The following is a 19,168-nucleotide window of genomic DNA, read 5'->3' as shown; positions in this document are numbered from 1 at the left end:
CGGTCAGGTGCCCCCGCCGCCCGCCGGGGTCGCGGCGGGCGGCCTCCTCGGCGAAGCGGGCGCCGGTCATGCCGTTGCCGATGACCGCGATGCGGCGCGGGCGGTGCGGGGCGTCGGGTGTCATCGGGTACCTCCGGTGGTGCGCCGGCCGGTGCGGGCCGGGTCCGGTTCGGCGCCGGGCCCGCCCGTCGGGGCGGGTTCGATGCGCACGGCGGCGACCTTGAACTCCGGCATCCGGCTGACGGGGTCGAGGGCGGGGTTGGTCAGGTCGTTGGCGGTCTGGTCGCCGCCGTAGTGGAAGGGGGCGAAGACGGTGTCGCGGCGGGCGGTGTGCTGCAGCCGCACCCGGGCGAGCATGGTGCCGCGCCGGGAGGTCAGCCGCGCCCACCCGTCCGGGGACAGCCCGTGCTCGGCGGCGGTGTCGGGGTGGACCTCCACCCACGCCTCGGGTTCGGCGCCGGCCAGTTCGGCGATCCGGCGGGTCTGCGCCCCGGACTGGTAGTGGCCCATGGTGCGGCCGGTGGTGAGCAGCAGCGGGTGGTCGGCGTCGGGGGCCTCGGCCGGGGGGCGGTGTGCGACGGGGGTGAACCGGGCCCGCCCGTCGGGGTGGGCGAAGCGGTCCAGGAACAGCCGGGGGGTGGGCCGTGCGGGCGGGCCGCCGGGGCCGGGCGGGGCCGGGACGGGCCAGTGCAGCGCCTCGCCGGACTCCAGCCGCTCGGGGGTGACGCCGGAGTAGTCGGCGGGGGCGCCGGCGGTGGCGGCGCGCAGCTCGGCCAGGACCGCGCCGGGGTCGTCGGGGAACTCGTCGGCGCCGCGGCCCAGCCGGCGGGCGAGTGCGGCGATGACCTGCAGGTCGGTGCGGACCCCGGGCGGCGGGGCGAGGGCCTTGCGGCGGCGCAGCACCCGGCCTTCCAGGTTGGTCATGGTGCCCTCCTCCTCGGCCCACTGGGCCACCGGCAGCACCGCGTCGGCCTGTGCGGCGGTCTCCGACATCACGAAGTCGGCGACGACCAGCAGGCCGGTGGCGGCCAGGCGGTCGCGGACGCGGGCGGCGGCGGGCGCGGAGACCGCCGGGTTGGAGCCGAACACCAGGAGCGCCTTCGGGCCGCCGGGGGCGCCCAGGGAGTCCAGCAGCTCGTAGGCGCTGGTGCCGGGCCCGGGGATGTCGGCCTCGTCCACGCCCCATACGGCGGCCATGTGCGTGCGCGCCGCGGGGTCGGTGATGGGCCGGTAGCCGGGCAGCTGGTCGGCCTTCTGGCCGTGCTCGCGGCCGCCCTGGCCGTTGCCCTGCCCGGTCAGGCAGCCGTAGCCGGATCCGCGGCGGCCGGGCAGGCCCAGCGCCAGGGCCAGGTTGATCCAGGCGGAGGCGGTGTCGGTGCCCTTGGAGTGCTGCTCGGTGCCGCGCCCGGTGAGGACGTGGGCGCCGCGCCCGGCGGCGGCCTCGCCCAGGGCGCGGGCGGCCTCGCGGACCAGGTGCGCGGGCACCCCGGTGGCCTGCTCGGTGTGCTCGGGCCACCACGGCACCGCGTGGGCCCAGGCCGCTTCGAAGCCGGTGGTGCGCCGCGCGATGTAGTCCTCGTCGAGCAGGCCCTGGGCCCGGGCGGCGTGCAGCAGGCCCAGGGCCAGGGCGGTGTCGGTGCCGGGGCGGGGCGCCAGGTGGAGGCCGCCGGCGTCCAGGGCGGCCCGGGCGGTGGCGGTGCGGCGGGGGTCGACGACGATCAGCCGGGGCGCGGACAGGTGGCCCATCAGCGGCGGCATGGTCTCGGCGGGGTTGGCGCCGGCCAGCAGCACCGCTTCGGCTCCGGGCAGGTCGGTGACGGGGAAGGGCAGGCCGCGGTCGAGGCCGAAGGCGCGGTTGCCGGCGGCGGCCGCCGAGGACATGCAGAACCGGCCGTTGTAGTCGATGCGGGAGGTGCCCAGCGCCACCCGGGCGAACTTGCCGAGCAGGTAGGACTTCTCGTTGGTCAGCCCGCCGGAGCCGAACACCGCCGCGGCGTCGGGGCCGTGCTCGGCCTGCAGGGCGCGCAGCCGGGCGGCGATGTGGTCCAGGGCGGTGTCCCAGTCGACCGGGCGCAGCGGGCCGGTGCGGGAGGTGCGCAGCAGCGGGGCGGTGAGCCGGCCGGGGTGGGTGAGCAGTTCGGCGGCGGTCCAGCCTTTGCGGCACAGCCCGCCCCGGTTGACCGGGAAGTCGGCGGGTCGGGTGGCCCAGCGCCCGCCGGGGGCGGGTTCGACGTGCATGGCGCACTGCAGGGCGCAGTAGGGGCAGTGGGTGCGGGTCATCGGGCCTCCGCCCCGGTGGCGGGGGCCGGCGCGGGCGGTGCGGTGCGCGGCCGGCGCAGGTAGACCGCCCAGGTGACGGCGGCGCACAGCAGGTAGAAGCCGAGGAAGGCGGCGTAGGCGGGGGTGGCGCCGCCGGTGGCCTCGAAGGACTGGCGGAACACCAGGTTGATGGCGACGCCGCCGAGCGCGCCGATGGCGCCGACCAGCCCCAGGGCCGCCCCGGAGATGCGGCGGAACCGGGCCTCGGCCTCGGCGCGGGGGGTGCCGGAGGCGGCGAGGTCGGCGGCGCGGGCGGCGTAGATGGAGGGGATCATCTTGTAGGTGGAGCCGTTGCCGATGCCGGTGAGCACGAACAGGGCGATGAAGGCGGCGGTGAACGGCGCCAGGGAGCCGGTCAGGGAGGCGGCGACGATCAGCGCGGTGCCGGCGGCCATGGCCAGGAAGGTCGCCAGGGTGACGCGGGCGCCGCCGAACCGGTCGGCGAGCCTGCCGCCCACCGGGCGGATCAGCGAGCCGATGAGCGGTCCGAGGAAGGTGACGGCGGCGGCCTCCAGCGGGGTGCGGCCGAACTGGTTCTGCAGCAGCAGCCCGAAGGCGAAGGAGAACCCGATGAAGGACCCGAAGGTGCCGATGTAGAGCAGGGACATGATCCAGAAGTCGCGGTCCTTGGCGGTGGCGGCCTGGGCGCCGGGGTCGGCGCGGGCGGTGGCCAGGTTGTCCATCCGGGTCCAGGACAGCCAGGCGGCCAGGGCCAGCAGCGGGATGTAGGCGGCGGCCAGCAGCGCCCCGCCGCCCGGGCCGATCGCGGCGATCACCGCGAGCCCGGCCAGCTGCACCACCGGCACCCCGATGTTGCCGCCTCCGGCGTTGAGCCCCAGGGCCAGGCCCTTCTCCCGCTCGGGGTAGAAGGAGTTGATGTTGGCCATGGAGGAGGAGAAGTTGCCGCCGCCCAGCCCGGCGGTGGCGGCCAGCAGCAGGAACAGCCAGAACGGGGTGTCGGGGCGCTGGACGAGCAGCACGGCGGTGGCGGTGGGCACCAGCAGCGCCGCCACCGACACCGTGGTCCAGTTGCGGCCGCCGAACGCGGGCACGGCCAGGGTGTAGGGCACCCGCAGCACGGCCCCGACCAGGGTCACCACCGACACCAGCAGGAACTTCTGGGCGGGGGTGTAGTCGAATCCGGCCTCGGGGACCATGAACAGGGTCAGCACCGACCAGATGGACCACACCGAGAAGCCCAGGTGCTCGGCGAAGACCGACACCCACAGGTTGCGGCGGGCGATGCGCCGCCCGGAGGCCTCCCAGAATTCGCGGTCCTCGGGGTCCCAGCGGGCGATCCAGCGCCCGCCCGCGCGTTCGGCGGTGTCTCGGCTCGTCACGGCGGGGCCTTCCAGGTCGGCGGGGTGGAACGCCGACGATGCTAGGAAGCCGCCGTTACCTGCGCGGGTCGTCCGGTAACACCGGGGAAACGGGGTGCTCACAGAGGGGTCCGGGGCGCGGTGAGGCGCCCGCGCGGGGCCGCCCCGGCGGGCGGGACCGGGCGGTGGGCGCCCGGTTCGCGGGGCCGGGCGGGGTCAGGCCGGGGCGGTGGTGCGGCGCTCCCAGATCCGCTCGCCCTCCTCCCACCGGCCGGTGGGGCGCATGCCGCAGGCGCGGGCGATGCGCTCGGAGGCGGTGTTGGCGGGGTGCACGGCCGCGCTGAGCCGGTGCACCCCCTGGCCGGCCAGCCATTGGGCCAGGGCGCGGGCGGCCTCGGCGGCGTAGCCGCGGCCCTGCCAGGGGGCGCCGGTGATCCAGGCCAGCGCGGCGCGGGTCTCGGCCCCGGGGTGCTCCTCCACGGTGGCCTGGACGGTGCCCACCGCCCGCCCGCCGGCGGTGACCGCCCAGTTGCACCAGGAGGTCCCCGGGTCGGGGGCGCCGGCGGCCCAGGCGGTGTAGCGGCGGCGCAGGTCGGCGGCGGTGGGCGGTTCCCCGCCGATGTGGGTGTAGAGCCCGGGGTCGGCCAGGACGCCGGCCATCTCCTCGGCGTGGCCGGGGGTGAGGGGTTCCAGCACCAGGCGGGGGGTGGTGATGGCGGCGGCGTGCAGGGTCGGCATGGCCGCCACCCTGCCCTGTGGTCGCCGCACCGGCAACCCTTTTCGCCTCCGGTGGCCGCGAGCGGCCGGTATGCGCGGGCGCGCATACCGCGTGGGAGACGCTGTTCGCGGCGCGGATCAGCGCGCCGGTGACGGGGGTGGCGCTGGTGCCGGACACGGAGCCGGTGCACCGGCGGCTGATCGAGGAGGGCACCCCGCCGGGCGCGCTGCCCGACGGCGGGCTGGACGCGGTCGAGGCGCTGCTGTGCATCGCGCACAACCTCGACGACCGATCCCCGGGGGCGGAATCCGGTTGCCGGCGCGGCCGGCGGCGCGGCACGATCGGTCCGTGGCAGAGTTCCCTGAGCCCCCGCTGGAGGTGCCCCGGCTGCGCGGCCGCGGGCTGGTGCTGCGCCCCTGGTCGGAGGGGGACGGCGGGGTGCTCCGCGCGGCCTCCGCCGACCCCGCGATCGTGCGGATCACCCGGGTGCCCGCCGAGTTCACCGACCGGGCCGCCCGGGACTTCGTCGCGCACCAGGCCCGCCTGGCGGAGCTGGGCGTCGGCTTCCCGTTCGCGATCGAGGAGCGGGGCGGGGCCGCCGGGGCGATCGGGCTGTGGCGCGACCGCGCCGACGGCGGGCGCGCCTCGCTGGGCTACTGGGTCGCCCCGCCGCACCGCGGCCGAGGCCTGGCGGCCCGGGCGCTGTCCCTGGCGGCCTCCTGGGGGCTGGCGGAGCTGGGCCTGGCCCGGTTGGAGCTGCACGTCGAGCCGGGCAACACCGCGTCGCTGCGCACCGCCGAGCGCGCCGGGTTCGCCTTCGAGGGCGTGCTGCGCGGCTACATGGAGATCGCCGGCGAGCGGCGCGACCTGGCGGTGTTCTCCCTGCTCCCGGGGGGCTGACCCGCCCCGGCCTTGGCCCCGCCCCGGGGGGCCGGGCGGGGCCGGCGCACCGGCGCGGGCGGGCGCGGGGCCCGGGATCAGAAGAACTCGTCCAGCAGCCGGTAGTAGGCCAGCCGCTCCCCGTCGATCAGGTGGTCGCCGTAGTGGTGGGCGAAGGCGCGGGCGAAGGGCGGCCCGTAGGGGGCGCCGTCCAGGTCGCGCAGGGCCACGGCGAGGTCGCGGTGGCGGTCGGAGACGCCCAGCCGGGCGGTGTCCACCACCCCGGTCCACTCCAGGGTGGCCGGGTCGACGAGGACGTTGTCGCCGGTGAGGTCGCCGTGGCAGACCGCGGCGTCGGCGGCGGGCTCGGCCGGGCGGCGCGCCTCCAGTTCGGCCAGGGCCTCCTCGGGGGAGGCTCCCCGGCGCTCGTCGTCGAAGTCCTCGGGGTCGACGGCGCCGGCGGCCGTCCGCTCGCGGGCCAACGGCACGGCGGTGTCCAGGCCGCGGTGGAACGGGCAGCCGCCGGCGGGCAGGTCGTGCAGGCGGCGGGCCAGCCGGGCGAAGGCGGCCACGACCGGTGCGCGCAGGTGCGCGGGCCAGTCCGCGGAGACCGGGCGGCCGGGGACGGCGGTGCTGATCAGCCACCCGGTGCCGTCGCGCTCGCCCTGCTCCACCGGGTCGGGGGCGGCCACCCCGGCGCCGATCAGCCAGCGGGCGCGCTCGGCCTCGGCGGCCAGCCCCTCGGGGTCGGCGCTGATCTTGGCGTAGAGCTCCGAGCGCCCGGACAGGCGCCACACCTCGTCACCGGAGGCGCCGGTGGACACGCGGGTCCAGGAGTACAGCAGGTGGCGGCGGCGCAGCCGCCGGCGGACGGATTCGATCACCCTTCCATTCAATCGGGCCGGAACGGGTCCCGGAGCCGCCCGGCCCGCAGCGGGCGAGGGCGGCGGCGCCGGGCGCCGGCCGGCCCCGTGCCCCTCCGCCCGGCGCCCCGGTCCGGGAAGGAGCCGCCCCCCGCGCGGCCGTCTCCGGGCCGGGGCGGAGAAATCTCCGCCGCGGCGATGAGTTCCGCCGGCGCCCCCGGTCTGAGAGTGGTGAGGGGCGCGCCGCCGTGGCGCGTCCGGGAACGGGAAGAGGAACCCCCATGGGCGAGGCGGTGCGCAGCGGCCGGGTGCAGGTCAACGGCGTCGACATGTACTACGAGGTGCACGGCGAGGGCGACCCGCTGGTGCTGCTGCACGGGGCGCTGTCGGGCATCGGGACCTCCTTCGGTGTGCTGCTGCCGGCGCTGGCCCGGCGGCGCCGGGTCATCGCGGTGGAGCTGCAGGGCCACGGGCGCACCCCCGACACCGACCGGCCGCTCAGCGGGAAGGCGATGGCCTCCGACGTCGCCGGGCTGCTGCGCGAGGTGGTCGGCGGCCCGGCCGACGTGCTCGGCTACAGCATGGGCGGCGGCGTGGCGATGGAGCTGGCGGCGGCCGAGCCGGACCTGGTGCGCTCGCTGGTGCTGATCTCGGTCGGGTTCTCCCCCGAGGGCCTCTACCCCGAGGTGCTGGGCGGCATCGGGGAGATGGCCGCCGAGGACATGGCCGGCTCGCCGTTCTACGAGGAGTACATGCGCACCGCCCCCGACCCGCAGGGCTGGGCCGGGCTCTTCGCCAAGGTGCAGGAGCTGGACTCCGACATCAGGACCTGGACGCCCGGGGAGCTGGGCGCGATCACCGCGCCGGTGCTGCTGGCCGTCGGCGACTCCGACATCGTCCGCCCCGAGCACGCCGCGGAGCTGTTCCGGCTCCTCGGCGGCGGCGTGCCGGGGGACCTGGCCGGGCTGCCCGCCGCGCGGCTGGCGGTGCTGCCCGGCACCACCCACATCACCGCGGTGCACCGGGAGGACCTGCTGGTCCCGATGATCGAGGAGTTCCTCACCGACACCGCCGCCAAGGCCGCCCCCGAGGCCGGCTGACCTTCGAGCGAACGCCCCCGGCCCGGCCCCGCCCCGGGGCCGGGCACCCCCAGCGAGGAGGAGCACACCCCCATGCAGCAGATCGCGATATCCCGGGACGGAACCCCCGTCGCCTACGAGCGGTGCGGATCGGGGCCGGCCCTGATCCTGGTGCACGGCACCATGGGCCGGGGCGCCTTCGGCCCGCCCGGCGGCCTGGCCGCCCTGCTCTCCGACTCCTTCACCGTGTTCGGCTACGACCGGCGCGGCGGCGGCGACGCCGGCGGGGCCGAGGAGATCGTGCGGCGCGAGGTCGACGACATCGCCGCGCTGATCGGCGCCGCCGGCGGCCGCGCCTTCCTGTTCGGGGTCTCCTCGGGGGCGGTGCCGGCCCTGGAGGCCGCCGCCCGCGGGCTGGCCGTCGCGGCGCTGGCGCTGTACGAGCCGCCGTTCGTGCTGGGCGGCGGCCGGGCCCCGCTGCCCGCCGACTACGCCCGGCGGGTGGGGGCGCTGGCCGCCGAGGGGCGCCGCGCCGAGGCGGTGGACTGCTTCCTCACCGAGGCGGTGGGGGTGCCCGCGGGGGCGCTGGAGCCGATCCGCCGCGACCCCTGCTATGCGCTGATGCAGGACGCCGCGCACACCCTGGCCTACGACGGGGTGCTGGTGGCCGAGGCGATGTCGGGGGCGCCGCTGCCGGCGCGGCGCTGGGACGCGGTGCGGGTGCCGGTGCTGGTGGCCAGCGGGGAGAGGAGCGAGCCGCTCTACGGCATGGGCTCCGATGCGCTGGCGGCGGTGCTGTCGGACGTGCGGCGGACGGTGGTGCGCGGGGAGGAGCACGTGGTGCGGCCGGAGGCGATCGCGCCGGTGCTGCGCGGGTTCTTCACCGAGATGGCGGCCCGGTCCTGACCCGGGCCCGGCGGCGGGGTCAGCGCCCCGCCGGGTCGGGGGCCGCGGGGCGGGAGGCCGCCCGTTCGCGCAGCCGCCGGGCGATGACGCCGTGCGCGGGGGCGAACAGGTAGGCCAGGGCGAACGCGCACGCCTGCACGGCGACCACGGCGCCGCCGGTGGCGGCGTCCAGGTGGAAGCTGAGGTAGGTGCCCAGCACCGAGGCGGTGACCGAGACCGCCACCGCGATCACCAGCATGCGCTCGAAGCGGTCGGTGAGCAGGTAGGCGGTGGCGCCGGGCACGATCACCATGGCCACGACCAGGATGATGCCCACCGCCTGCAGGGCGACCACGACGGTGACGGCGAGCAGGCCCAGCAGCAGCGTCTCCAGGCGGCGCGGGCTGAGCCCGATGGCGTGGGCGTGCACCCGGTCGAAGGCGAACAGGGTGAGGTCGCGGTGCTTGATGAGCACGACCGCCAGCACCACCGCGCCCATGGCCAGCACCTGGGCGATGTCGCCGTCGGAGACGCCCAGCACGTTGCCGAACAGGATGTGCATCAGGTCGGTCTGGCTGGGGATCTTGGACACCAGCAGGACGCCCACCGCGAACAGGGCGGTGAACACGGTGCCGATCACCGCGTCCTCCTTGACCCGGGAGGTGCGGTTGACCACCCCGATCAGCGCGACCGACCCGGCGCCGAAGACCAGCGCGCCCACCGCGAAGGGCAGCCCGAGCAGGTAGGACAGCACCACCCCGGGCAGTACCGCGTGCGAGACCGCGTCGCCCATCAGCGACCAGCCGATCAGCGTCATCCAGCAGGACAGCACCGCGCACACCGCGCCGGCGACCACGCTGACCAGCATCGCCCGCCACATGAAGTCGAACTGCAGGGGGAGGGTGAACCACTCCACCACGGCGTTGAGCGGTTCCATCACGCCTCCTCGGCGGGGTCGGGGCGGCCCATGCCGAAGGCCTCGGCCAGCCGCTGCGGGGTGAGCACCTCGCGGGGGGCGCCGCGGGCCAGGACGCGGCGCTGCAGCAGCACCGCCTCGTCGCAGAAGTCGCCGACGCCGGCCAGGTCGTGGGTGGAGACCAGCAGGGTGCGGCCGTCGTCGCGCATCCGGCGCATGACGTCGATGATGGTGCCCTCCGAGCCCTTGTCGACGCCGGCGAAGGGCTCGTCGAGCAGGAACACCCGGGCGCCCTGGGCGATGCCGCGGGCGACGAAGGCGCGTTTGCGCTGGCCGCCGGAGAGGGCGCCGATCCGGCGGTGGGCCAGGTCGGTGAGGCCGGTGCGGTCCAGGGCCTCGGCGACGGCTTCGCGGTCGGCGCGGCGGGGCCGGCGGGTGGGCCCCATGTGGCCGTAGCGGCCCATCATGACGACGTCGCGCACCCGCACCGGGAAGGCGTCGTCGATCTGCTCGCTCTGCGGGACGTAGGCGACCAGGCCGGCCTTGCGGGCCCGGTCGGGGGTGCGGCCGTGCAGCAGGACCCGGCCGCGGGCCGGGCGGATCAGTCCGATGAGGGCGGAGAAGAGGGTGGACTTGCCGGACCCGTTGGTGCCGAGCAGGCCGCAGATGCGGCCGGGGGCGACGGTCAGGGCGACGTCCTCCAGGGCGAGGACGTCGCCGTAGCGGACGGTGACGCCGGCGGCGTCGATGGCGGGGGCGGGGGCGTGCCCGGTCCCGGCCGCGGGGTCGGCGGCGGTGGCGGTCATCGGTCCTCCTCTCCGGTGAGGCCTGCGGCGATGGTCTCGGCGCCGTGGCGGAGCAGGTCGAGGTAGGTGGGCACCGGGCCGTCCTCCTTGGACAGCGAGTCGACGTAGAGGGAGCCGGCGAAGCGGGCCCCGCTCTCGGCGGCGACCTGCTTCTGCGCCTTGTCGTTGACGGTGGTCTCGCAGAACACCGCGGGGACCTGCTTGTCTTCGACGAAGGTGACGGCGGAGGCGATCTGCTGCGGGGTGCCCTGGGCGTCGGAGTTGACCGGCCACAGGTACTTCTCGGTGAGGCCGGCGTCGCGGGCCAGGTAGGAGAAGGCGCCTTCGCAGGTGACCAGGGCGCGCCGGTCGGCGGGCAGGGCCTGCAGGTCGGTGCGGAGCTCTTCGCCGACCTCTGCGACCCGGGCGGAGTAGTCCTCGGCGGCGCGGGCGTAGTCCTCGGCGTGGGCGGGGTCGATGCCGCTGAGGGCGTCGCGGATGTTGGCGATGTAGACCTGGGCCTCGTCGGCGGACATCCAGGCGTGCGGGTTGGCCTTGCCCTGGTATTCGCCGGAGGTGATGGGGATGGTCCGGACGCCGTCGGTGAGGGTGGCGGTGGGGGCGTCCAGGGGGTCGGTGAACTGCTCGAACCAGGCCTCCAGGCCCAGGCCGTTGTCGATGACGAGGTCGGCGTCCTGGGCGCGGACGAGGTCGTCGGGGGTGGGGTCGTAGCCGTGGATCTCGGCGCCGGGGCGGGTGATCGATTCCACCTGGGCGTGTTCGCCGGCGACGTTGCGCACCATGTCGGCGATGACGGTGAAGGTGGTGACGACCTTGGGGCGGCCGTCGTCCTCGGCGGCGGGGGCGGCGGAGCAGGCGGTCGCGGCCGCCAGCGCCCCGGCCGCGGGGACCACCGCGCCGCGGCGGATTGCAGCTCTCCAACCTGAAATGTTCGGCACGCCTAACTTTTACCATAGGTCCGCCTTGAACGCCGACCGCGGCCCTTCCCCGCCCCGCCTCCGCGGCTAGGATCGCCCTCGTCCCACCGGAACCGGCAGCGGCCGGGCGTTCGCCGAGGAGCACCAGATGGACGGCGCCGAACCGGGCGCGCTGCGCCGCGCCCTGGAGGACATCGCCCGGATCAACCCGTTCTTCGAGGTCCCCGCCCTGCCCGCGGACCGGGTGCGGCCGCTGGCCGACCTGTGGCGCGACCCGGACTACCTGGACGCCCAGGTGGCGGCGGTGCGCGCCCGGCTGGCCGAGCGCGCCGGGACCGCGCCGCACCGGGTGGAGGCCCGGGTCGCCGCCTCGCTGTTCTTCCAGGGCGCGGCCGCCCGGCTGCTCTCCCCCGCCGCCGCCTCGGTGCTCTGCCACGGCGTGCTGGCCGACCCGGGGTCGCTGGGGTGGCGCACCGACGCCTTCGGGGCCCTGGCCCCGGCCCGCACCGGCGACCGCGCGCACGCCGCCGGCCCGGGCGGCGCCGCCGCGGCCCTGCACCGGCACGTCCTCACCGCGGTGCTGGCCCCGCTGGCCGGCGCGGTGCGCGCCCGCACCCCGGTCGCCTCCCGGCTGCTGTGGGGCGACGCGGCCTCCGCGCTGGCCGGGGCGCTGCAGGCGCTGGCCCGGGCCCGCCCGGGCACCGCCGGGGCGGCCTCGCGCACCGGCGCCGAGCTGCTGGCCGCCCCGCCCCTGGCCGGGCTCGGCGGCCCGGCCGAGCCCGGTACCGGGGTGGCCGAGTCCTTCGTGCGCACCACCTGCTGCCTGTACTACCGGCTCCCCGGGGCCGGCAAGTGCGGGGACTGCGCCCTGCTCGGCCGCCGCCCCGCCCCCGGGCGGTGACCTCGGCGCCGCGGGCGCACCAGAGCGCTCCGACGCCTCCGCGGCGCCGGGGCCACCGGGGCCTGCAGGGCAGGGTGTGCGTCTAGCCCTTGAGCGCCCCGGCCATCAGCCCGCGCATGAAGTAGCGGCCCAGCACCAGGTAGACGGCCAGGGTGGGCAGCGACGCCAGCACCGCCGCGGCCATCTGCTGGTTGTAGGGCACCACCATGGAGCCGGCGACGTTGTTCAGCTGCACCGTCACCGGCCAGCTGTCCGGCCCGGTGAGGAAGACCGCGAACAGGAAGTCGTTCCAGGCCGAGGTGGCCTGCCAGATCAGCGTCACCGCGAAGGCCGGCGCCGACAGCGGCAGCACCACCCGGGCGTAGGTGCCGAGCATGCCCGCGCCGTCCACCCGGGCCGCCTCGATCAGGGTGTGCGGGACGGCGGCGTAGTAGTTGCGGAAGATCAGCGTGCAGATCGGGATGCCGTACACGGTGTGCGCCAGGATCAGCGGGAACAGCCCGCCCATCAGGTTCGCCGAGACCAGCGTCTGCTGCAGCGGGATCATCACCGCCTGGTAGGGGATGAACATCCCGAACAGGAACAGGGTGAACACCGCGTCGGCGCCGGGGAAGCGCCACCGGGCCAGCACGTAGCCGTTCATCGAGCCCAGCAGCGCCGAGAGCACCGCGCTGGGCACCGCCATCCGCACGCTGTTCCACAGCCCCGGGGCCAGCGCCTCCCAGGCCGCCGCCCACCCCTGCAGGCTCCACTCCCGCGGCGGCAGCCACGCCCGCCCGGCGGTGGCCTCGGCGAACGGCTTGAACCCGGTGACCAGCAGCACGTACATCGGCAGCAGGAACAGCACCGCCAGCGCCAGCAGCACCGCGAACTTCACCGCCTGGCCGCGCCGGGTGGTGCCCGCGGTCCGCCCGCCGGCCGCGATCACCCGGTCGGCGCCCGGCACGGTCCCGCTCATCGGCCCTCGCTCCGTTCCTTGCGCACCGTCCACACCAGGTAGGGGACGACGAACACCGCCACCGCCAGCAGCAGGTAGGTCGCGATCGCCGCGCCCTTGGCCGGGTCGCGCACCTCGAAGACCATCGTCCACATGTAGACCGCCGGGACGTCGGCCGCGATCTGCTTGCCGGCGACCGCGATGATCAGGTCGAACACCTTCAGCGACATGTGGCCCAGGATGATCACCGCGGTCAGGGTGACCGGCCGCAGCTGCGGCATGACCACGTGCCGGTAGACCTGCCACTCCGAGCAGCCGTCCACCCGGGCGGCCTCGCGCAGCTCCTCGGGCACCCCGCGGAACCCGGCCAGGAACAGCGCCATGATGTAGCCGGACAGCTGCCAGACGGCGGGCAGCGCCATCGCCGCCATGCCCAGGTCGGGCGCGGTCCACCAGTCGTTGACCAGGAAGTCCAGGTTCAGGTGGACGAAGAGCGCGTTGAGGCCGGTCGCCCGCTCGGCCGGGGCCGGGTTCATCAGCCACCGCCACACCACCCCGGTGGCGATGAAGGAGACCGCCATCGGCGCCAGGAACAGGGTGCGCAGCACCGGCTCGCCGGCGATGCCCTTCTCCAGCAGCAGCCCCAGCAGCCAGCCCAGCAGCAGCGCCCCGCCGACGAAGAACACGGTGAACACCGCCGCGTTGGCCACCGCCGCCGGCCAGCGCGCCTCCTGCCAGAGCGCGGCCAGGTTCTCCAGGCCGGCGAAGGAGCCCTCCTCGATCGGGGCGTGCTTGTCGGACAGGGCCAGCGCGGTGTTCCAGCCGATCATGCCGTAGACGAACACCGCGATCAGCACGATCGAGGGCGAGACCAGCAGCAGCCCGGGCAGCCAGGAGGCGGCCCGGCCCGCGCCCCGCCGGGCGCGGCGCCGGGGCGCCGGGGAGGGGGCGGCGGGCGCCGCCCCGCCCGCCGCGCTCATTCGGCCTGCGCGGCCTGGTGCAGGGCGGCCTGGAGCCCGTCGAGGTCGCCGTCCTGCAGGTACAGGCCGACCGCGGTGTCGATGTCGTTCTTCCACCGGTTGTCCACGGTCACCCCATGCCAGAACGACCCGGCCAGCTCCGGGCCGGACTGCCACTCCTCCAGCGCCGCCGACAGGTAGGGGCTGTCGGCGTAGGCCTGCGGGTCGGCGTCGGAGCGCGCCGGGATGGAGCCCTTGAGCGGGTTGAAGGCGTCCTGGCCGCCCTTGCTGCCGACCAGCTCCAGCCAGGTGCGGGCGGCCTCCTCGTTGGGGGCGCCCACCGGCAGGGTGAAGCTGTCCGACAGCCACATGTAGGTGCCCTCGGTGCCGGGCGAGGGCGCCCAGTCGTAGTCCTCGCCGGCGGTCTTGCCCAGCTCGTCGAAGTAGCCGGCGGCCCAGTCGCCCATGATGTTGAAGGCCGCCTCGCCCTCGGCGACCCGCTGCGCGGCCTCCTGCCAGTCCTCGGCGGCCGACTCCTCCTGGGTGTGCTCCATGACCGCCTCGAAGTCGGCCAGGGCCGCGGCGACCTCGGGGGTGTCCCAGTCCGCGCCCGGCTCCCACAGGGCGTTGTAGCCCTCCGGGCCCAGCGACCCCAGCAGCACGCTCTCCAGCAGGTGGTCCACGGTCCACTGGGCGCCCACCGCCATCGGGATCGCGTCGGTCTTCTCCTCGACCGCGTCCAGGGCGCCGATCAGCTCGTCCAGTGTCCGCGGCGGCTCCTCCACCCCGGCCTCCTCCAGCACCGAGGGGTTGAACCACATGACGTTGGAGCGGTGGATGTTCACCGGCACCGAGTAGACGCTGCCGTCGTGGCTGATCTGCTCCACCAGCTGCTCGGGCAGGGCCTCGCGGAGCCCCTGCTCGTCGTAGAGGTCGTCGAGCGGCTGGAGGTAGCCGGCCTCGATGTAGTCCAGCAGCTCGGCGCCGGCGTGGCCCTGGAAGGAGTCGGGCGGGTCCTGGCTCTGCAGCCGCCCCTCCAGCACCGCCTGGGCGTTGGTGCCCGACCCGCCGGCCACCGCCGCGTTCACGAACTCGGTGCCGGGGTTGTCCTGCTCGAACCGGTCGATGAGGGCGTTCAGCCCGGCCTCCTCCCCGCCGCCGGTCCACCAGGAGAAGACCTCGACCTGGTTCCCGCCGCCCCCTCCCCCGCACCCGGAGGCGGCGAGCACGGCTCCCAGCGCCGCGGCGGAGGCCCGCGTCCAACGTCTGCGCATGAGGATTCCCTCCCCGGGCCGGACGCCCCCCGTCCCACCGCCCTGCCCCGATACGTGCCTTGGGTCACACTGTCAACGCATCCGTCATCTTTTCTCCCGGAACCGCGCACGGCAATAGTGCCGCCGGTCACGTCGCCAAGACGTGACCGGCGGCGCTCAGATGAGCGGCGCGGCCTCTCCCCGCGCCGGCCGGACCGGTTCCCCCTGCCGGGGCCGGGCCTCCCCCGCGCGCGGGAGGTGCGCGGCGGGCGGCGCCGCGAGGCTGGGGGAATGAGCGCGAAACGGCTGACAGTGGGCGCCGGCTGGTCGATGGTGGCCATCGGCGCCCTGCACACCCTCTTCTTCCTGCCGCACCCCTACTGGGCGGAGTGGCTCTCCGGCGGGCTGTGGTCCGGAGGGGGGAGCGACGCGTCCTACTCGGTCTTCTGGGCGCTCCCCGGGGGCTTCACCGCGGTGCTGGTCCTGTTCGGGCTGACGGTGGCCCGGCTGGGGCGGCGCGGCGAGGCCCTGCCGGCCTACACCGGCTGGGCGATCGCGGCCTGGGCGGGCGGGTGCGTGCTGCTCATCGGCCCCAGCGGGTTCCTGACCGGGTTCGTCCCCGCGGGGCTGCTCATCGCCGAGGACCTGCGGGCCCGGGCGGCGCGGCGCGCCGGCGACGGGGCGGTGCGGCCGCGCTGAGCGGGGCGCCTCAGGGGCGGCCGATCCACAGCGCCTCGGCGGCGACCAGGCCCAGCGAGCGCTCCCGGGTCTGGCCGCCGGAGCCGATCCGCACGATCAGCGACCCGCCGAAGGGCTGGCGCTCCACCACTTCGATGCGCATGCCGATGCCGATGTTCTGCTCGGCCAGGTAGCGCAGCAGCTCGGGGTCGGTGTCGTTGACCCGGACGATGGTGCCGGCGGTGCCCGCCTCGGCCTCGGACAGCAGCCCGGTGGCGCGCTGGACCACCTTGCCGTCGCGGGTGGGGATGGGGTCGCCGTGCGGGTCGACCACCGGGTCGCCCAGGTGCTCGGCGATCCGGTCGACGAACTTGTCGGAGACGGCGTGCTCCAGCTCCTCGGCCTCCTCGTGCACCTCGTCCCAGGAGTAGCCCAGCGCCTCCACCAGGTAGGTCTCCAGCAGCCGGTGCCGGCGCAGCACCGCCAGCGCGGCCTTGGCGCCGGTCTCGGTCAGCTGCACCGAGCCGTACCGGCGGTGGTCGACCAGGCCGAGCTCGCCGAGCTTGCGCAGCATCCCCGAGACCGAGGAGTTGGACACCGAGAGCCGCTCGGCCATCGCCGAGATCGTGACGGGCCCCGCGCCGCGCTCCTGAAGGTCGTAGATGACCTTCACGTAGTCCTCCACCGACGTGGACGGCCGGTCCGGTGGTGCTGTTTCCATGGTCCCAACGCTACCGTGAACGGCCCCTCGGGCCGGTGCTTCCGACCGGGGTGTGGACGGCCGGCCTCATTCGGGCAGCGGCCGCTCGGAGGGCTGGGCCACCGCGCCCCCGTCCTCGGGGTAGGAGCAGGTCAGGTCGATCTCGGAGCCCCCGCCGGTCAGGATGACCGCCGCCTTGGAGGTGGTGGTCGTGCAGGCGCGCCCGTGCGCGTCGGTGAACGAGGCGACCTCGATCCGGTAGTCGTCGGAGTCCGGGTCGGGGTCGGGCGGGTCGGTGCGGGTGTCGGCGCCGGGGGAGGCGCCCGGCGGCGGGTAGTCGCAGTCCAGGGCGGTCTCGTCGACGGCGCCGCTGCCGAGCAGGGTGGCCGCGAGGGTGCAGGCGCGCCCGTGCGCGTCGGTGAAGGTGAGCAGCGCGGTCCAGCCCCACTCCCGCCCGGGGTCGGGGTCGGGCAGCGGCCGCCGACCGGCCTCGGCGGGCCGCTCGCCCTCGGGCGGGAACGCGCAGTCGGTGCTGCTCTCGGTCTCCCTCGCGGTCCGGGCGCCGGGCTTCCGCACCGCCACCGTGGTGCAGGCTGCGCCGTGCGCGTCGGTGTGGCTGACCACGTCGGTGTGGTGCGCCGGCTCGTATCCGGTGCAGGCGGCGGTGGCGAGCAGCGCGGCCGCGGCGGCGCCGAGCCGGGCGCGCGGGGGGTTGCGGTCAGTCAAGGAAGATCTCGATTCCGAGCACGGCGGCCCCGGCCAGGAGCGCGACGAGCAGGCCGGTGGCCAGCTGGAGGGCGACCGGCGGCACGCCGCGGCGCGGTGCGGCCCCGGGGGCGGCGCGCCGCCCGGCGGCGGGCCCCGCCCGGTCCGGAGCGGGGGTGTCCAGGACCCGTTCGGCGAAGTCCTGGAGGCCCTGGAGGGCCTGCCTGCCCTGCGGGCCGGCGAGCCAGGCGAGGTCGTCGGAGTCCTTCTTGGCCTCCTGGATCCTGATCAGGTGCGCGGCGGCCTTCCCGCGGAGGTCGCCGACGTCGCGCTCCAGGCGCTTCTTCTCCCCTTGCAGCCGGTCCAGCTCCTCGCGCGCCTCGGCGAGGTCGTCGCGGGCGTCCTCCAGGGCGCGGTCCATCCGCCGGTCCTCGCGGGTGTTGAACAGCTCCACCGCGATGTGCGCGGCGAAGATCGCCAGGGCGAACAGGAGCATCCAGCCGCGCTGGTACCAGGTGCCGCCCTCCAGGGTGCCGGCGTAGTCGCCGGAGACGCCGAGCATGGCGGCGGTGGCCAGGAGCACGGTGCGGACCGCGGTGCGGTACCGGAGCAGGGAGCCGATGGGGGCCTCCGGAAGGGGGAACGGGGGGCGCCCCTTCCCTACCCCGGCCCGTGTCCGCCGGCCGACGGGGCCGCGTCCGGGCGATGAACGGCCGCGAAGGAGCCGGTGACCGCCTTCTCCGGCCGTTCCCGGCGGCGGTCAGTCCGTCCGGGGAGGCCTCGGCGCCGGGGGGCGGCTCTTCGGGCGCCGGCGCAGCAGGGGCTCGCCCGCGCCGGTCCGGAGGAGGTCGGCCTCGGCGGAGACCGGGGCGGCGAGCAGGGAGGCCAGCAGCGCCGAGGCCGCCACCGTGCCGCCGGAATTGATCAGGAGGCGAGCGTTCTTCACCGATGTCCTTTCGAAGGGGTACGGAGGACGAAATGGACGCACTCGTGAACGGAAACGGTCTTGTGAACCATCCCTTCGAGAACGGCGTGTTAATCGACGCCCATTCCTCAGGGAAAGGATTATCCGGTCCGGAGGGGGCCCGCAAGGCCCAGGCGCCGGCGGGCGGGCTTCCGCGGGCCCGGGCGGCCGCCGTGTCCGACCTGGACAGGGGCTGGTCGCGCTCCGCGACCGCCCTTGCGGGGCCGTTTGGCCGCAAGAGGACCTGCGGGTGAAAGGGTGTGTCGGGCCGGCCCGGCGACACCGTTCCACCGCTTCTTCCTGCCGTTTCGGTGTTCCGGTCGCCGCCCCGGGGGGAATCTCGCGGAAAAGGTGATGATGGTCACGCCAATTCGCGGCCGCGGGCGTTCCGCTCCATTCGGCCCGGCTGCGGGGGAACGCCGCGGCGAAAGGACGACCCGTTCCCGCGGCCCCTGCCCACCGGTGTCAGCGGGCCGCGGCGCGGGCCCGGTGGGCGGCGACGTTGACCCGGTTGGCGCAGGCGACCGAGCAGAACCGGCGGCGCCCGTTGCGCGAGGTGTCGACGAAGACCACCCGGCAGCCGTCGCGGGCGCAGCACCCCAGCCGGTCGCCGCCGGCGCCGCAGAGGGCGACGGCCAGCCCGCCGGAGGTGGTCCCCTTGAGCCGCTCCGCGGTGTCGGGCACCTGGCTGACGTAGTGCAGGTGCGGGTCGGCGCCGTCGTGCGTGGAGATCTGCACGCAGGTGGCCGACTCCCGGAGCAGTCCGTTGAGCAGGGCGATCTGGCGGTCCCGGTCGGTCTCGCCGAAGAGCGGCCGCAGCCGCTCCACCCAGGCCGACAGCCGGCGAGCCTGGTCGGCGTCGATGTCGGGGAGGGTGACCCGGTGCGCCCGGAGGATCCCCGACAGGGCTTCGGGGCCGCGGTCCGCCGAGTTGAGCAGGTCCACGGCGAGGAACGTCCCGGTCCCTCCGTAAGTGTTGAACTGCACAAGGGCATTACACCATGCTGTTCGCCGTCGGGACCGGCGGACAGGGCCGCCGGCCCCCGGGCGTTAGGGGGAGGCCGCGATGAGGGCGTACGGCACCGGGTTCGACACCAGGTCCTGCGGGGCGTGCGGTCGGCCGGAGGGCGCCGCCGAGGTGGAGTCCTCGCACTACACGACCGAGGGCATCGTGCGCTACCTGCGCTGCCCGTGCGGGCGCAGGCGGGTCGAGCTGGCCGGCGGCCTCTCCCGGGGCTGACCGGCCGCGCTCCGACCGGGACCGTCCTTTCGGTCGGAGCGGTACGGTCCCCGCCGCTCCTGGGGGTGCGGCGGGGACCGGAGAAGGACCCCGTTCGGCGCGGGCCCGCACAGGCCCTCGCAGGCCCGCG

The 19,168-nt window shown here is 75.9% G+C and carries 21 protein-coding genes; 6 read left to right on the top strand and 15 right to left on the bottom strand.

The genetic code is table 11. The features are described from left to right. Window positions 1-120: 120 nt before the first annotated feature. The 3 genes from D459_RS30695 to D459_RS0104180 form a co-directional block, all read right to left on the bottom strand. A complete protein-coding gene (locus tag D459_RS30695; protein ID WP_017591746.1) occupies window positions 121-2,280 on the bottom strand; it encodes a molybdopterin oxidoreductase family protein in 2,160 nt (719 codons plus the stop codon). Continuing rightward, on the bottom strand, window positions 2,277-3,659 hold the full coding sequence (locus tag D459_RS0104185) for an MFS transporter (protein WP_017591745.1): 1,383 nt from the start codon (window positions 3,657-3,659) through the stop codon (window positions 2,277-2,279). Before D459_RS0104185 ends, D459_RS30695 begins: the two co-directional genes overlap by 4 nt. A gap of 195 nt (window positions 3,660-3,854) precedes the next feature. After that, window positions 3,855-4,406 carry a GNAT family N-acetyltransferase gene (locus D459_RS0104180; RefSeq protein WP_241484955.1) on the bottom strand — a complete coding sequence of 184 codons (552 nt, stop codon included), beginning with the start codon at window positions 4,404-4,406 and terminating at the stop codon, window positions 3,855-3,857. A 298-nt stretch (window positions 4,407-4,704) separates the two neighbouring features. Between D459_RS0104180 and D459_RS0104175 the strand changes: the two genes are divergently transcribed. Next, on the top strand, window positions 4,705-5,256 hold the full coding sequence (locus tag D459_RS0104175) for a GNAT family N-acetyltransferase (RefSeq protein WP_020380049.1): 552 nt from the start codon (window positions 4,705-4,707) through the stop codon (window positions 5,254-5,256). Window positions 5,257-5,333: 77 nt separating this feature from the next. On the opposite strand, the gene D459_RS0104170 is transcribed toward D459_RS0104175, so the two are convergent. Beyond that, window positions 5,334-6,116 (bottom strand): APH(3') family aminoglycoside O-phosphotransferase, encoded by a 783-nt coding sequence (locus tag D459_RS0104170; RefSeq protein ID WP_394296690.1) that lies wholly within the window; start codon window positions 6,114-6,116, stop codon window positions 5,334-5,336. Window positions 6,117-6,379: 263 nt separating this feature from the next. Here D459_RS0104170 and D459_RS0104165 point away from each other — a divergent pair, with 263 nt between their 5' ends. Both D459_RS0104165 and D459_RS0104160 read left to right on the top strand, forming a co-directional pair. Next, window positions 6,380-7,198 (top strand): alpha/beta fold hydrolase, encoded by an 819-nt coding sequence (locus D459_RS0104165; protein ID WP_017591741.1) that lies wholly within the window; start codon window positions 6,380-6,382, stop codon window positions 7,196-7,198. A 72-nt stretch (window positions 7,199-7,270) separates the two neighbouring features. Next, window positions 7,271-8,083, top strand: a complete 813-nt coding sequence (locus D459_RS0104160; protein ID WP_017591740.1) for an alpha/beta fold hydrolase — start codon at window positions 7,271-7,273, stop codon at window positions 8,081-8,083. Between the two features lie 19 nt (window positions 8,084-8,102). On the opposite strand, the gene D459_RS0104155 is transcribed toward D459_RS0104160, so the two are convergent. The 3 genes from D459_RS0104155 to D459_RS0104145 are packed head-to-tail and all read right to left on the bottom strand — an operon-like array spanning window position 8,103 to window position 10,677. After that, on the bottom strand, window positions 8,103-8,999 hold the full coding sequence (locus D459_RS0104155) for a metal ABC transporter permease (protein ID WP_017591739.1): 897 nt from the start codon (window positions 8,997-8,999) through the stop codon (window positions 8,103-8,105). Beyond that, complete coding sequence (locus D459_RS0104150) at window positions 8,999-9,784, bottom strand: metal ABC transporter ATP-binding protein (protein ID WP_017591738.1); 786 nt, start codon at window positions 9,782-9,784, stop codon at window positions 8,999-9,001. Before D459_RS0104150 ends, D459_RS0104155 begins: the two co-directional genes overlap by 1 nt. Next, a complete protein-coding gene (locus D459_RS0104145) occupies window positions 9,781-10,677 on the bottom strand; it encodes a metal ABC transporter substrate-binding protein (RefSeq protein ID WP_017591737.1) in 897 nt (298 codons plus the stop codon). The genes D459_RS0104150 and D459_RS0104145 overlap by 4 nt, the downstream gene beginning before the upstream one ends. A gap of 172 nt (window positions 10,678-10,849) precedes the next feature. Here D459_RS0104145 and D459_RS0104140 point away from each other — a divergent pair, with 172 nt between their 5' ends. Next, window positions 10,850-11,602, top strand: coding sequence for a (2Fe-2S)-binding protein (locus tag D459_RS0104140; RefSeq protein WP_017591736.1), 753 nt, complete (start codon window positions 10,850-10,852; stop codon window positions 11,600-11,602). Window positions 11,603-11,684: 82 nt separating this feature from the next. On the opposite strand, the gene D459_RS0104135 is transcribed toward D459_RS0104140, so the two are convergent. From D459_RS0104135 to D459_RS0104125, 3 genes are read right to left on the bottom strand one after another with little or no spacing between them, the layout of a single operon-like run. Continuing rightward, entirely contained in the window at window positions 11,685-12,560 is an 876-nt protein-coding gene (locus D459_RS0104135) for a carbohydrate ABC transporter permease (protein ID WP_017591735.1), read from the bottom strand. Continuing rightward, window positions 12,557-13,519 carry a carbohydrate ABC transporter permease gene (locus D459_RS0104130; protein WP_017591734.1) on the bottom strand — a complete coding sequence of 321 codons (963 nt, stop codon included), beginning with the start codon at window positions 13,517-13,519 and terminating at the stop codon, window positions 12,557-12,559. Before D459_RS0104130 ends, D459_RS0104135 begins: the two co-directional genes overlap by 4 nt. Then, on the bottom strand, window positions 13,516-14,772 hold the full coding sequence (locus D459_RS0104125) for an ABC transporter substrate-binding protein (RefSeq protein WP_017591733.1): 1,257 nt from the start codon (window positions 14,770-14,772) through the stop codon (window positions 13,516-13,518). Before D459_RS0104125 ends, D459_RS0104130 begins: the two co-directional genes overlap by 4 nt. Window positions 14,773-15,042: 270 nt before the next feature. Between D459_RS0104125 and D459_RS0104120 the strand changes: the two genes are divergently transcribed. After that, window positions 15,043-15,450, top strand: a complete 408-nt coding sequence (locus D459_RS0104120; RefSeq protein ID WP_241484954.1) for a DUF6463 family protein — start codon at window positions 15,043-15,045, stop codon at window positions 15,448-15,450. Between the two features lie 10 nt (window positions 15,451-15,460). Here the strand turns inward: D459_RS0104120 and D459_RS0104115 are convergent, their stop codons facing one another. The 5 genes from D459_RS0104115 to D459_RS0104095 form a co-directional block, all read right to left on the bottom strand. Further along, on the bottom strand, window positions 15,461-16,150 hold the full coding sequence (locus tag D459_RS0104115; RefSeq protein WP_040709182.1) for a metal-dependent transcriptional regulator: 690 nt from the start codon (window positions 16,148-16,150) through the stop codon (window positions 15,461-15,463). Window positions 16,151-16,216: 66 nt separating this feature from the next. Beyond that, window positions 16,217-16,855 (bottom strand): hypothetical protein, encoded by a 639-nt coding sequence (locus D459_RS33480; RefSeq protein ID WP_017591730.1) that lies wholly within the window; start codon window positions 16,853-16,855, stop codon window positions 16,217-16,219. Further along, window positions 16,848-17,417 (bottom strand): PspA/IM30 family protein, encoded by a 570-nt coding sequence (locus tag D459_RS0104105; RefSeq protein ID WP_017591729.1) that lies wholly within the window; start codon window positions 17,415-17,417, stop codon window positions 16,848-16,850. Before D459_RS0104105 ends, D459_RS33480 begins: the two co-directional genes overlap by 8 nt. Before the next feature lie 177 nt (window positions 17,418-17,594). After that, the gene (locus tag D459_RS0104100; RefSeq protein WP_017591728.1) at window positions 17,595-17,780 is read right to left on the bottom strand and encodes a hypothetical protein; all 186 of its coding nucleotides are present in this window, start codon (window positions 17,778-17,780) and stop codon (window positions 17,595-17,597) included. A gap of 483 nt (window positions 17,781-18,263) precedes the next feature. Beyond that, the gene (locus tag D459_RS0104095) at window positions 18,264-18,785 is read right to left on the bottom strand and encodes a CGNR zinc finger domain-containing protein (protein WP_026120040.1); all 522 of its coding nucleotides are present in this window, start codon (window positions 18,783-18,785) and stop codon (window positions 18,264-18,266) included. A 79-nt stretch (window positions 18,786-18,864) separates the two neighbouring features. Here D459_RS0104095 and D459_RS36080 point away from each other — a divergent pair, with 79 nt between their 5' ends. After that, window positions 18,865-19,038 carry a hypothetical protein gene (locus D459_RS36080; RefSeq protein ID WP_017591726.1) on the top strand — a complete coding sequence of 58 codons (174 nt, stop codon included), beginning with the start codon at window positions 18,865-18,867 and terminating at the stop codon, window positions 19,036-19,038. Window positions 19,039-19,168 lie beyond the last annotated feature (130 nt).

Source organism: Nocardiopsis potens DSM 45234, assembly GCF_000341105.1.
GTDB classification, from domain to species: Bacteria; Actinomycetota; Actinomycetes; order Streptosporangiales; family Streptosporangiaceae; genus Nocardiopsis_A; species Nocardiopsis_A potens.
Note: the sequence above shows the minus strand (reverse complement) of the source record. Positions and strands in the feature narration are given on the sequence as shown.

Bases quoted from the DNA above. Each gene is read 5' to 3' on its own strand.
- D459_RS0104140 (WP_017591736.1), top strand. From the start codon at position 10,850: ATGGACGGCGCCGAACCGGGCGCGCTGCGCCGCGCCCTGGAGGACATC.
- D459_RS36080 (WP_017591726.1), top strand. From the start codon at position 18,865: ATGAGGGCGTACGGCACCGGGTTCGACACCAGGTCCTGCGGGGCGTGC.
- D459_RS0104150 (WP_017591738.1), bottom strand. From the start codon at position 9,784: ATGACCGCCACCGCCGCCGACCCCGCGGCCGGGACCGGGCACGCCCCC.
- D459_RS0104125 (WP_017591733.1), bottom strand. From the start codon at position 14,772: ATGCGCAGACGTTGGACGCGGGCCTCCGCCGCGGCGCTGGGAGCCGTG.
- D459_RS0104155 (WP_017591739.1), bottom strand. From the start codon at position 8,999: ATGGAACCGCTCAACGCCGTGGTGGAGTGGTTCACCCTCCCCCTGCAG.
- D459_RS0104120 (WP_241484954.1), top strand. From the start codon at position 15,043: ATGAGCGCGAAACGGCTGACAGTGGGCGCCGGCTGGTCGATGGTGGCC.
- D459_RS0104130 (WP_017591734.1), bottom strand. From the start codon at position 13,519: ATGAGCGCGGCGGGCGGGGCGGCGCCCGCCGCCCCCTCCCCGGCGCCC.
- D459_RS0104115 (WP_040709182.1), bottom strand. From the start codon at position 16,150: ATGGAAACAGCACCACCGGACCGGCCGTCCACGTCGGTGGAGGACTAC.
- D459_RS0104160 (WP_017591740.1), top strand. From the start codon at position 7,271: ATGCAGCAGATCGCGATATCCCGGGACGGAACCCCCGTCGCCTACGAG.
- D459_RS30695 (WP_017591746.1), bottom strand. From the start codon at position 2,280: ATGACCCGCACCCACTGCCCCTACTGCGCCCTGCAGTGCGCCATGCAC.
- D459_RS0104165 (WP_017591741.1), top strand. From the start codon at position 6,380: ATGGGCGAGGCGGTGCGCAGCGGCCGGGTGCAGGTCAACGGCGTCGAC.
- D459_RS0104135 (WP_017591735.1), bottom strand. From the start codon at position 12,560: ATGAGCGGGACCGTGCCGGGCGCCGACCGGGTGATCGCGGCCGGCGGG.